Consider the following 13,092-nt stretch of genomic DNA (forward strand, 5'->3'; position numbering starts at 1 on the left):
CCTATCGTTTTTTTCTCACACTGTCTACTTGTTCATATCTGTAACAAAAAATCACTTCATCCTCATCTATTATAACCTATTCTATGAAATCCGCTGTGAATAGGACAGACCTGTCATTTTAACAGTATGAAAAGGAACAAATGTTCATCGGAGAATATTTTGAAACTAGCAAATCTAATTGTATGATGGATAGCAAAGAAAGGAGGTGCAGGGAATGATTACATTTACGAGAGGAAAATTGTCAAAAATGTCTGGTGTACATATTGAAACCATTCGTTTTTATGAAAATGAGGGTGTGCTCCCCGAGCCTAAGAGAGCACATAACGGCTATCGTTTATATGATAAAAAATATGTACTCATGCTATCCTTTATCACTGAAGCAAGAAAGCTAGATTTCTCACTCAAAGAAATTCGAGAAATTATCACGTCACTATTCGAGAAACAGTCGAAAACAGAAGCGGAACAGCTGCTCGAACAAAAAGTAGAAGATATTCAAAAATCCATTCAAGAGTTAAAAAAGAGGAAGGCGGCCATTCAACTGTTAACGAAACAAACATTAGCTAACATTAGTTAATTGTAGAGACTGCCAAAGATGTGCCGGTATTTTTTACTGGCACCCCTCTGCGCCTAGCTGTTAAGTACACGTTGTATGAAAACATCAGGTATACTAGAGACAGCTTGACGTGACATCAATCGTATGGAAGGGGTTATGAATAGAATGAGAATAGCAACCATTGGAACAGGTGTGATTGTGGAAGGTTTCCTCCAGGCAATTGAACAGCTTGAAGGTGCTTCTTGCCACGCTGTCTATTCAAGAAAGGAAGCTACGGCAAAGAAACTCGCAGATCAATTTGGGGTGCAAACGACTTATACGGATTTAACCGCTATGTTAGAAGATCCCCACATAGAAGCGGTATATATCGCATCACCCAATCGTTTACATAGCGAGCATGCCACGGCTGCATTGAAACACGGAAAACATGTGATTTGCGAAAAGCCTTTTACCTCTAATGTGAAAGAGCTAGAAGCCTTAATCGCTCTCGCAAAGGAAAAGCAGCTCTTCCTATTTGAAGCCATTACGACCGTTCATATGCCCAACTATCATTTAATCAAAAAACACCTTCATCAATTAGGCAGAATCAAACTCGTTCAATGTAACTATAGTCAATATTCAAGTAAATATAATCAGCTGCTCGCCGGGGAAACGCCGAATGTCTTTAACCCAGAGTTTTCTGGCGGTGCTCTAATGGATATTAACATCTACAATGTTCATTTCATTATGAATCTATTTGGTTCACCGAAAGACGTTCGTTACCAGGCCAACCGCCATCCAAACGGCATCGACACATCTGGTGTTTTAACTTTTACTTACAATGATTTCATCGCCACAAGTGTTGGCAGCAAAGATACAAGCAGTATGAATTTCGCTTTGATTCAAGGGGAAAAAGGGTTCCTGCATGTGAAAAATGGTGCGAATGGCTGTGAGGAAGTGTTGCTGCATATTGGAGACCAAGTCACTTCACTCAATGCACAAACCAATTCAAACCGCCTGTTTTATGAAGCAGAAGCATTTCAGCATATCATTGAAACCGGAAATGTCGAAAAGTGTTATGAATGGCTTGATGACAGTCTTTCTGTCATGAAGGTTCTTGAAGCCGCTAGGAAAGACGCCGGTATTGTTTTCCCAGCAGATCATGCTTAAATAAAAAAACCGCCTTCTGATGAAAAGGCGGTTTTTTGTGACATTAGATACTCTTTGAATATGCCACCAGACGCTGAGACATATGATTCACTTCATCAACTGAAGCGTTCACTTGCTCTGTTAAAGCAGCCTGTGTTTGCGTAAGAGCTGTCATATTGGAGATATTTTCAAGAATTTGATCGATTTGTGTTTTCATTTCAGTTAAACTAGATTCGATATTTTCTGTCGCATTGGCACTATGAAGCGCTAGCTTACGTACTTCATCGGCAACGACTGAGAAACCGCGGCCCTGCTCGCCTGCTCTTGCTGCTTCAATTGCGGCATTCAAACCAAGCAGATTCGTTTGGTTTGCCACTTCTTTGATTAAGTCTGAAATGTTCTTCGTCTCATCTGCACTGTTTTTCGCCAAATTAGCAGCAGACGTTGACTGCTCTTGGGCGACAGCAAGCTCTTGTGCTTGGTTTGTCACAGAACTGATACCAGATACCATTTCACTAATAGAACTTGAAAGCTGCTCTACTTGGGAAGCCATTTCATTGGCTGTTTTTTCTTTATTTTTTTCTAACGTAATATCACGAATCGTTCCTGCGACACGTAAAGGGACACCCTTCTCATCACGAATGGTTTCACCACCCGCATGATACCAGCGGTACTCGCCATTTTTACTCTGCAATCTATAATCAATGTCAAATGGTGTGCGGCCAGAATGGTCATTTAAGTGATCCGCAAAAGCTTGGAGAGCCGATTCTTTATCTTCAGGATGCAAACGATCACTCCAGCTGCTCAACACGTTAGGGAAATCCTTTTCATCTGTAAAACCAAGCGTTTTTCTAAACTGTGGAGACCACCAGAATTCATTGTTTGGATTGACAGGATCGCCAGCCTCTACAACCATATCCCAAGGCGCTTCCACAAGCGCACGGTTGATCAAGTCATATCTTGTCACGAATGCTTGCAGCTCTTCTTCTTTCAATTTCTGATCATGAATATCAAAAAGAGCCCCTGCCACACGAAGAGGTACCCCATTTCGATCTCGAATCGTCGTTCCAGTTGCTTTGAACCAGCGATACTCGCCATTTTTCAACATCAGACGATATTCGATATCATACGGTGTACGGCCAGAATGATCCAATAAATGCGTAGAGAATGCATTCAAGGTGTATTCCTGCTCATCTGGATGAATTCGAGATGCCCAGCTGTCTAAGACATTCGGAAAATCGTTTTCATTTTGGAAACCTAGCATTTTGCGGAAATCATCCGTCCATGTGAATTCGTTTTTTGGATTCACAGGATCTCCTGCTACAACCGTCATATCCCATAGACCCACTTTAATGGCTTTTGTCACTAAATTCATACGCATATGAATATCTTCTTGCGCTTCTTGCATCTTTTGCAACGCTTCATTTATTTGAGCCACTGCTTCTATTGTTTGACTAGAAGAGAATACAGCAGTATCAATTCTGGCTGAAAAATCTCCCTTCTCAATTCGTTCAACTAATTGACTGCTTTCACTAAGAAGGGCTCCCGACGATGAATCACTTGCTTTTCTCATAAACATCTTCAATAACTCCTTTCATTCTTTCATACGTTTTTGAAATATTTTACAGTTATAAACAATTCTTTATTAGGACTTTAGTAATACAAAAGATATATCGACAAAAACTGAAAATTGTTTATGTCAGAATGAAGGCAAAAGTTCATTTTTTCACGAAGTTTCAGATTTTGGGGATGGGTCATGGAAAAGATTTATGGAAGAAAACGGCTCATTTGATAGAATCAACCGCCTATTTAGTCTGAAAAATCTCTTTTTTTATATTGACACTGACCGCTCGAAAAAAGAAAATGGAACATAAGCATTTTAAAAAAGGAGAACGTCATGAGCGCGAATCAGGAACAACACGAATTAAAAAAGCTTTTATCGCCGCGTCATATTCGCATGATTGCGATGGGCGGGGTCATTGGTACAGGAATCTTTAAAGGAAGTGCCGATACAATCGGCTTAGCAGGTCCTGGAGTTATCTTTTCCTATGTATTTGCTGGATTGCTTCTTCTCATTGTCATGGCGGCTTTAGCTGAAATGGCCATCGTCTACCCAGGGAATAACCTTCGCGACCTCATACAGATTGCGCTTGGTCAACGTTTTTCATTTGTTGTCGGATGGGTTTACTGTTTTATGTGGCTCACTGTATGTGTCATTGAAATCATTGCAGCGGGGAGTTTACTTCAATATTGGATGCCAAACGTACCTTTATGGTCTTTATGTTTACTTTGCTCGCTCTTAGTCATCGGAATTAATTTAAATAATGTAAAATACTTTGGTGAAATTGAGTTTTGGTTCGCTGGAATGAAGATTTTCGTTATTATTGTGTTTATTATTCTCGGTGCTGCATTATTATTTGGAATCATTCCGAGCGAACAAAGCACGCCTGTTCTCACCAATTACCAAAACTTTGTCCCGAACGGATGGGGTGCTGTCTTTGCCTCATTATTAGTGGTGATCTTCTCGTATGGAGGCTCTGAATTGATCGGGCTGACCATTACAGAAACAAAGGATGCAGAAAAGGTATTACCTGGTGTTGTCAAAAGTATGATGTGGCGCATCATCTTGTTTTACACACTGCCGATTTTGATTATTTGCGGACTCATTCCTTGGAATCAAATCGATCCGAATAACAGCCCTTTTGTCCAAGTCTTTTCAGCAGCTGGAATGCAAGGTGCCTCTCACTTCATTAATTTCGTCTTAATTACAGCCGTTCTATCTGCCGCCAACTCTGGTATTTACGGCACGACAAGAATGATTCATTCTCTATCTAAATCAGACGGCGGTCCAAAAAAGCTGGCACAGGTCAACAAAAGAGGTGTACCTATTTTAAGTTTATGGGTGACCGTTCTGTTTCTTTTAATCGGAACATTCTTTGCTTACTTGTACCCAGATCAAATTTTCAGCTATATGCTGGCAATCCCTGGTTTTGCGGTTTCTCTTATTTGGATCAGCATCTGTCTGGCTCATTTGAAACTGCGTCCAAGATATCCGCAGGAGCCGTATTTCAAAGTATGGTTATTTCCGTATTTCACTTTATTTGCTGGTCTTGTACTCAGTGTCAGTTTTGTTCTGTTCCTATTCAGACCAGAGAACTTACCTAGCTCGATTATCAGTATCGGTTTCTTAGCAGCCGCCATCATTGCTTCATTCTTAATGAAAAAGAAAGCTTAGAAACGCAAGCAAAGCCCGCCTCAATGGCGGGTATCAAATTGTTGACAAAGGGCTAAAATGAACTTGATTTTAGCCCTTTGTCTTCTTTTCAGCGTGATAGAAAACCTTTGCAGTCTAGGAAGGACGAGTACTGGCGCGGAGCGAATTTGACATTCGTGAGCACCAGCGCGCAGGAATGACACCGAATGCGAGGGTTTGTCTACACGCTGAAACCCGCCTCAGTGGCGGTTTTTTTCATGAGCAGCTGCTGTGACTTCGAAATCGACAGACGCTTTTGGGATGCCGTTGATGATGATGGTTAATGTATGAATGCCCTCATAGTGCTTTCTCGTTGTCATATTTTGAAACGACTGTGATCGGACAAATTCTCTATGCAGGGCCGATCCTGTATCAAATTCTGTGATTTTAAATACCTTTTGATTGCGTGTACCACGAGCTTTCACGTAATCAATGGCATACTCTACGCGCAGCTTTAATGGCTTATCTGCCTGAAGAATAAAATGAAAGGTCAGCTTCTCTCCAATACGAACGGGGTCTTGCGTCACCTTCAAATCCGTCACTTGGATAGACGGATCATCTCCATAGCCAAATAAAGCCATGATATCTGGATCGCCTTTTTTCAATAACGTACGGGATGCATGTTTGACAATCCAGTTTGTATGTTCATTGGTTCCATACCAGCTTTTGACCATTTGCTTCATGAGGTCTGGCTGAATTGCAGAAATATCATTTAAATGATTCGCTACACTTTTTTGCACATACTTGGCCGAATCTGACTTCAAATTTTCTAAAATGGGCAGCGTGACAGAAGGGTCCTTTTTCAGCGCAGGGACGGATAATCCCCACGGCAAACGAGGCCTGCATCCTTCACTAGCGAGACGGCGAATATGTTCATTTTGATCCTGTGACCACACAAGCATCTGCGCCAGCATTTTCTCTTGATCTTGAATGAGAAAAGGTCGAACGGCAAATTCAGCAGTGGAAAACGGTGTAAAGAATTCAAGTGCTTTGATCGAAATATCCCAATGGTCAACACCATATGTCTCGACGTAGTCTGGAAATACGAGCGCACTGAGCCCTGTAAAATGCGGTGCTGTCTGACGCAGTACATCGATTGCCTTCTCATAATCTTCAGGCAGACAGGCGTGCATCGATTCAGTCACTCTTCTCATTCGTCCTTTTAACTCCAGCTGCTCCCAATCCTCTTGAAACACGAGCTGCTGAAAGTGATCAGCATCAAATACAGTTGACGCTTGCACAAGTTTTTCTGCTAAATGTTGAATAAATGGTTCATTATATACATGTTTTAAAGGTTCGATCGTGTCCGCCTCCCATAGCTCAATATCATTATTTTATCCTAAATTGTCAAAAGCGGCATAACAACAAACCAAAAACAGCCCAATCCCGAAGAATTGAGCTGTTGTCCCGTTATATAAACATATTAATAATCATAATAAATGCAATGGCGCTAACGGAAATGATGGTCTCCATAGCCGTCCAAGTCAAGAACGTCTCTTTAATGGTCATACCAAAATACTCTTTGATCAGCCAAAAACCAGAGTCATTGACATGAGACAAAATCAATGAACCCGCTCCTGTTGCTAAAACAAGCAGCTCTCTGCTCACATCCGGCATGGATGCAGCAATTGGGGCTACAATTCCGGCCGCTGTCATCATGGATACTGTAGCAGATCCTGTTGCCACACGAATAACCGCAGCAATCAGCCAGCTAAGTAAAATCGGTGAGATTGGGGAGTGTTTGGCTAAATCAGCAATATAATCCCCAACGCCTGAATCGATCAGTACATTATTGAACGCTCCACCTGCACCAATCACAAGCAGAATGGAAGCGATCGGTCCCAAACAATCGTTACTGAATGACAGCACTCGGTCACGGCTCATCCCTTGTATAAAGCCAAGGCTAAAGAAAGAATACACTGTTGCAATCAATAAAGCTGTTATGGGATCTCCAATGTACTTGAACATCTGATACCACATACTATCCTCTGGCAAAATAATATCCGCCAACGTGGCAAGCAGCATAAGAATGACCGGCACCAAAATGGTAAACATCGTATTCGCAAAACCAGGAAGCTTCCGATCAGCATGTCGTTCCGTGAATTGCTTTCTGAGCATCTCTGGAACTGGTTTATGTATCCGTTTTCCAATCCACTTACCATACATCGGTCCAGCAATAATAGCTGTTGGCAAACCGACGATGATTGAAAAGAAAATCGTTTTCCCCACGTTGGCATGATAGATGCCTACTGCTGCCATTGCAGCTGGATGAGGCGGAACTAGCCCATGCACAACAGACAATCCTGCGATTAATGAAATCCCAATCGTCACGAGCGAAATGCCCGTTTCAATCGCAATGGTAAAGAGTAAGGGAATGAGAAGAACGAATCCGACCTGGAAAAAGACAGGTATCCCCACGATAAAGGCTACAAACATCATCGCCCAATGCACATTCTTCGTCCCAAAACGACTGATGAGTGTTTGAGCTATCCGCTCAGCGCCCCCTGACTCAGCCATCATTTTCCCAAGCATGGTCCCAAGCGCTAGTACAATCGCCAGTAACGATAACGTGTTCCCTAATCCCGTTTTAATCGATTGAATGATTTCCTGTAAATCCATTCCTGTAGCAAAGCCTACTAGCATAGAGGTAATGATCAAACTCACAAACGGATTCAACTTAGCGACTGTAATGAGAATGAGTAAAAGGACAATAGCCGCAATCACAATGAATAAAAGCATGTTCTCCCACCTTTTCCCCGATGTTTAACGATTTTGTTTTAATTGCAACGCACTAATGACATCAAATTCATCCTTCAGTTTGTCATAGAGACGCTCATATAAATAAAACAGCTCTATGTATGTTTCGTTGTTCTTCATATTTGGTTCATGGCGGGCAGAAATACGGATCCATTCCTGTACCTCTTCTATCTCTTCCATATGACCTAAACTATGAAGTGCAAGGACAGCCGCCCCAAGTGCGGAAGCCTCGTAGCTCTCTGGAACAAGCACTTCTCTGCCCATTGTATCCGCCAAAATCTGCCGCCATAGCGGGGATCTCGCAAATCCACCAGAAGCCCTGACATCCTTCGCTGGACCTGTTAAATCTCTTAGTGCCACACCGATCGAGAAAACACTCATAATGACGCCTTCTAACACGGCTCTAATAAAGTGCTCGCGCTTATGCTGAAGACCGATCCCGAAGAACGTGCCTCTTGCGTTTGGATTCCAATAAGGTGCTCGCTCACCTGTTAAAAATGGTAGAAACAGCAGTCCTTCTGAGCCAGCTGGAACCTTTTCTGCAATATCAATCATCAGATCGTAAGGGTCTACACCTAGACGCTTTGCTACCTCCACCTCGGAAGACCCAAATTCATCCTTGAGCCATCTCAGCATAATTCCGCCGTTATTGGTCGGTCCTCCGACGACCCAATGCTTGTCCGTCAATGCATAGCAAAATGTTCTTGATTGCTCATCTGTAATTGGCTGATCTACGACTGTACGTACCGCACCACTTGTCCCAATCGTGACTGCTACCTCACCTTTGCCAATCGCACCAACACCAAGATTCGCTAGTACACCGTCATTTGCACCCACAACAAATGGTGTATCTTCTTCAATGCCCATTCGCAGCGCAATTTCTGGCTGAAGACCACGCAGCTGATGCGTCGTTGGAACAAGTTCAGACAGCTGATTCACCTGAATTCCTGCAATACGTAGTGCCTCCTCGTCCCATTGAAGCGTTTCCAATCGGAACAGTCCTGTTGCTGACGCGATTGAATAATCGACCACATACTGACCAAAGAAATGATAAAGAACATACTCTTTGATGGAAATGAATTTTGCTGCCTGATTGAAGACGTCAGGTGTCATTTCCTTGATCCATCGTATTTTTGAAAGCGGTGACATTGGATGGATCGGTGTTCCGGTTCTTTTATAAATTTGAAAGCCATCTAAGTCCGTTATGATTCGTTTCGCTTGTTCTGCACTTCTGTTATCAGCCCAAATGATACTGTTTGTTAATGCTTTTCCATTCTCATCCATGACGATTAAGGAATGCATCGCCGTACTAATTCCCACACCTATGAGGTTTTTTGCATCAAATGCTGCTTTCGTCAATGCGCCTCTTACACTCGCAATCACAGCATCTAAAATATGTTCAGGGTTCTGCTCAACCCATGCTGGCTGGGGGTGAATGAGGTCATAAGGAACAGAATGCTTTGATATGACTTTCCCCTGTGGTCCAAATAGAACCGCCTTTGTACTTGTTGTTCCAATATCCAAACCAATTACCGCCTGGTTTCCCTTCATCTGTATCACGCCCAATCATTGATTTGAAATAAAGTGTCGTGGTGCCGGTGTACCTGATAAATCCCATTATAGGAATATTTTTTTCGACATTCAACGACCAAAAAGAAAATAATTTTCATTTAAAACCTTAGAATCGTTACCACAACAGCATTTTTCACTAATAGAAAAATTTATTTTTGAAACCATTACACTCTTTTTTGAGAAATGGTTTCTCTCATTTGCTTTAAGTTTGTTAATGTTTCCTGCTGCCTTAAATGTGCAAGCGCAAAATATAGCACATCAATCACAGTAAGCTGGGCAAGCCTAGCAGACATCGCTTCCGTTCGGAAAGCCGTTTCTTGCGTTGATGTATACAGCGTGACATCTGCAAGCTGACTCAATGGAGAACGCTGATAGCTTGTAATGCCAATGGTTTTCGCTCCTTTTTCCTTAGCTGTTTTCATCGCATCCAGTAAATCCTTATTTCGACCAGAATGAGATATACCAAGCACTGTGCTCTTTTGATCAAGCAGGCCTGCCGACATCGCTTGAAAGTGAGAATCTGTATGAACAATACAGTTGATGCCTGTTCTCATAAATTTGTGAAAAGCATCTGTGGCGATGAGGCCAGACCCACCGCTGCCATAAAACTCTAAGCGCTCTGCTTCATGGATTAATTGTACGGCTTTTTCTACATCTTCTGGATTCAACAATTGAAAACTATCCTTTAATGCAGTGATGTTTGCCTGAAATACCTTTTGCATAAAAACGGCAGTATCATCGTCAAGACTCATCTCTTCATCTACATAATCAGGCTTCGTTTGGTCTATTTCCTGGGCAATAGCAATCTTCAAATCTTGATACCCCTCAAATCCAAGCCTTTTACAAAGACGAAAAATCGTTGCCTCTGAGCTCGCTGTCTTTTTGGCAAGCTCGACAATCGACAAATGGATGATGTCGCGGGGCTCACTTGTAATGTGCTCAGCAATTGCTTTCAGTTTTGGCGGCAATCCTCTGCTTGCTGCCCTTATCTTATCCATACTACTTAAACTGACAGAAGCCAATTGACTTCACTCCTTCCTCATTCATGTGAGCGCATACATTTCCTCATGTTCCCATCTTATAAAAAAGAAGCCTGTTTGCACAGACTTCTTTTTTAAGAATTCAAGACTTTGATCATTAAATCAAAAAACCCTTCAGCATCTACATCCATACACACTTGAAGATTGCGATCTTTTCCCCATTGATGCTGAAAATCACATATCATTTGACCATCGCAGAACTCACTCTTCGTCTCCACTTCTACATGAAAAGCCTGTGTATTCACAAGTTGTTTATCAATTGCAAGACTTACAGCAAGCGGATCATGCATGGCACATGCCCACACCCCATTCCGCTCAAAATAGCGCTGGCGGTAAATGCTTGTGCTCTCTCTGATATAACTGGCTAACGTTTCATTTTGAATGGCATCAATTCTCTCATCCGTTAACAAGACCTGTCTCGTGACATCCAGCCCTACTTGAGTCAATGAAGGGAAACCAGCCTCCAGCACCAATTTCGCCGCTTCTGGATCTGCATATGTATTAAATTCCGCAACCGGTGTGACATTCCCCTGTCCCTGCACGACACCCCCCATAAAAATGACTTCTTTCACGTGATGAATCAGCTCAGGACATTTTTTTACCGCAAGGGCTAAATTCGTTAACGGTCCTGTCAACACGAGCGTAACCTGCTTCGAATACTTCAGCACTTGGTCAATGATAAAATCAGGCGCAAAACCTTCACATGCGGTCTTCTTAGGCCGGGCTTCCTTTAAAGCGCCGCCAATTCCATCCTCCCCATGCACCCGATGTTCATAATGAGGGGCTCTCAAAAGGGGCGTTACTGCACCTTTGATGACAGGGATATCCTCTGCCTCAACCAGCTCAAGCACTTTACACGTATTCAACGTCGCCGCTTCAACAGACACATTCCCGCACACCGTTGTGATCCCCAACATATCAAACCGCTTACTTTTCACTGCAAGCAAAATACCAATCGCATCATCAATTCCAGTGTCTACATCCAAGATCAATTTCTTTTTATTTGCCATGTTTGAAAACTCTCCCTTGTTTGTAAGTGTTGTTAGGGGAATGATAGCATATTACTTTGGTCATCGTTTTTTAAAGAACATACGGCTAACGGATATTTTTCACTCTTTTTCTCCAATGTCTCTCAGATACTGTTCACGTTCCTCCTTAGTAAAACTTTTAAGGTAATTTTCTTTCACTTCCGGCTCATCTTTATATTCTTCCCAATCTATAAAGCGGTCTGATAATTCAGGGTCATAACTCATTGAACCGATTTTTTTAGCTCTATATTGTAAAGAAGCTGAGAAACCGTACTTTTCCGGTTCATCATTTATATATCCTCTAATTACGATGTAGCCCATTGGATCAATAGTTACCCTCTTCTTAAACGTTATGGTCTTAATAAAGTGATGGATGTCTTCTTTGCGTAAACATTCTTCTATTTTAGGCTTCATTTTTTCTGCGAGCTCTTCTGCTTTTTCTTGATCGCTCTTTTCTTTTACCACATCATTTGTTTTACTTTGCTTATTGTGCTGAGTGATTAACGAAGTCACTGAGACAATGATGATAACGACCAAAACAGATACAAGTTTTAAAGTATTTTTCATACAACGCAACACTCCTTACAATCAAAACTTCTCAATTAATGATAATAAGAAAATAAAACAGGTGGGTAGACACCTGCTTCACTCTTTTTCTCCAATGTCCTTTAGATATTGCTCTCGTTCTTTTTCAGAGAGTCGTTTAAGATAGTTTTCCTTTAATTCTGGTTCATCTTTAAATTTGTCCCAATCTTTAAAACGATAGGACAACTCAGGATCATAACTCATTGAACCTATTTTTTTAGCACTATATTGTAAAGAAGCTGAAAATCCGAACTTCTCCGGTTCATTATTTATATAGCCATCGATTATAATATCCCCCATAGGATTGATGGTCACATCTTTTTCAAACGTTATGGTTTTAATAAAGTGATGAATGTCTCTTTTATGTAAATGCTCTTCTATCTTAGGCTTCATCTTCTTTGCAAGTTCTTCTGCTTTTTCTTCATCGCTCTTCTCTTCCACTACATCATCCGACAGACTCTGATTAATGTACTCTACAATGAAAGCAGTTACTGAGATGATGACGACCACAAATAATATAGAAAATTTCATTGTATTTCTCATAAAAAATAAAAACTCCTTTATGAACCTTTAATCAATCTACAAATGAAATTGACACAAATAAAAACAGGTAGGTGAGTACCTGCTTTACTCTTTTTCTCCAATGTCCTTTAGATATTGCTCTCGTTCTTTTTTAGAGAGTCTGTTAAGGTAGTTTTCTTTTATCTCAGGCTCATCTTTATATTTATTCCAGTCTTTAAAACGATATGACAACTCTGGGGAAAAGCTCATAGAACCAATTTCGTTAGACTTATGCATTAAAGATGCTGAGAAATAAAATTTTTCAGGATCATCATTTATATAACCATCAACTGTTACATATCCCATTGGACTAATGGATACCTTTTTTTTGAATGTTATTTTTTCTATAAAATGATAGATATCCTTTTTATGTAATCTTTCTTCTATTTTTGGTTTCATTTTCTCTGCGAACTCTTCTGCTTTTTCTTGATCACTTTTCTCTTTCACAACAGTTTCCCCTCCTGAATCATTCGATTTTTCTTTCTTATCTTGTTGGATAATAAGAGAAACTATTAGAATAATAACGATAGTAAATAATATAATCACAACTTTGATTGTGTTTTTCATTAGATAAATCCACCTTTGTTAAAATCCTCTTTTTATAGATATCTATCA

At 41.1% G+C, this 13,092-nt stretch carries 12 protein-coding genes; 3 read left to right on the plus strand and 9 right to left on the minus strand.

The genetic code is table 11. The features are described from left to right. Window positions 1-214 precede the first annotated feature (214 nt). Both NST15_RS18355 and NST15_RS18360 read left to right on the plus strand, forming a co-directional pair. Window positions 215-574, plus strand: a complete 360-nt coding sequence (locus NST15_RS18355) for a MerR family transcriptional regulator (protein ID WP_007498034.1) — start codon at window positions 215-217, stop codon at window positions 572-574. Window positions 575-718: 144 nt separating this feature from the next. Beyond that, the gene (locus tag NST15_RS18360; protein ID WP_046344808.1) at window positions 719-1,702 is read left to right on the plus strand and encodes a Gfo/Idh/MocA family oxidoreductase; all 984 of its coding nucleotides are present in this window, start codon (window positions 719-721) and stop codon (window positions 1,700-1,702) included. 43 nt (window positions 1,703-1,745) lie between these two features. On the opposite strand, the gene NST15_RS18365 is transcribed toward NST15_RS18360, so the two are convergent. After that, on the minus strand, window positions 1,746-3,260 hold the full coding sequence (locus NST15_RS18365; protein WP_025208249.1) for a PAS domain-containing protein: 1,515 nt from the start codon (window positions 3,258-3,260) through the stop codon (window positions 1,746-1,748). 318 nt (window positions 3,261-3,578) lie between these two features. Here NST15_RS18365 and NST15_RS18370 point away from each other — a divergent pair, with 318 nt between their 5' ends. Further along, on the plus strand, window positions 3,579-4,916 hold the full coding sequence (locus tag NST15_RS18370; protein ID WP_007498042.1) for an amino acid permease: 1,338 nt from the start codon (window positions 3,579-3,581) through the stop codon (window positions 4,914-4,916). A 218-nt stretch (window positions 4,917-5,134) separates the two neighbouring features. Here NST15_RS18370 and NST15_RS18375 read toward each other — a convergent pair whose 3' ends face one another. The 8 genes from NST15_RS18375 to NST15_RS18410 form a co-directional block, all read right to left on the minus strand. After that, window positions 5,135-6,067 (minus strand): DNA alkylation repair protein, encoded by a 933-nt coding sequence (locus NST15_RS18375; protein ID WP_342499069.1) that lies wholly within the window; start codon window positions 6,065-6,067, stop codon window positions 5,135-5,137. A gap of 277 nt (window positions 6,068-6,344) precedes the next feature. Further along, entirely contained in the window at window positions 6,345-7,673 is a 1,329-nt protein-coding gene (locus NST15_RS18380) for a GntP family permease (protein ID WP_281201143.1), read from the minus strand. Between the two features lie 24 nt (window positions 7,674-7,697). Continuing rightward, window positions 7,698-9,242 (minus strand): gluconokinase, encoded by a 1,545-nt coding sequence (gene gntK, locus NST15_RS18385; RefSeq protein ID WP_024720429.1) that lies wholly within the window; start codon window positions 9,240-9,242, stop codon window positions 7,698-7,700. 185 nt (window positions 9,243-9,427) lie between these two features. Continuing rightward, complete coding sequence (locus tag NST15_RS18390) at window positions 9,428-10,261, minus strand: MurR/RpiR family transcriptional regulator (RefSeq protein ID WP_034646848.1); 834 nt, start codon at window positions 10,259-10,261, stop codon at window positions 9,428-9,430. Window positions 10,262-10,377: 116 nt separating this feature from the next. Further along, on the minus strand, window positions 10,378-11,313 hold the full coding sequence (locus NST15_RS18395) for a nucleoside hydrolase (protein WP_342498727.1): 936 nt from the start codon (window positions 11,311-11,313) through the stop codon (window positions 10,378-10,380). Window positions 11,314-11,412: 99 nt separating this feature from the next. Further along, a complete protein-coding gene (locus NST15_RS18400) occupies window positions 11,413-11,898 on the minus strand; it encodes a hypothetical protein (protein WP_008347333.1) in 486 nt (161 codons plus the stop codon). A gap of 78 nt (window positions 11,899-11,976) precedes the next feature. After that, window positions 11,977-12,459 (minus strand): DUF1433 domain-containing protein, encoded by a 483-nt coding sequence (locus NST15_RS18405; RefSeq protein ID WP_076821411.1) that lies wholly within the window; start codon window positions 12,457-12,459, stop codon window positions 11,977-11,979. 84 nt (window positions 12,460-12,543) lie between these two features. Beyond that, window positions 12,544-13,044, minus strand: a complete 501-nt coding sequence (locus NST15_RS18410) for a DUF1433 domain-containing protein (protein WP_019743871.1) — start codon at window positions 13,042-13,044, stop codon at window positions 12,544-12,546. Between the last annotated feature and the right edge of the window lie 48 nt (window positions 13,045-13,092).

This window comes from Bacillus sp. FSL R5-0820, from assembly GCF_038593385.1.
GTDB lineage: Bacteria > Bacillota > Bacilli > Bacillales > Bacillaceae > Bacillus > Bacillus altitudinis.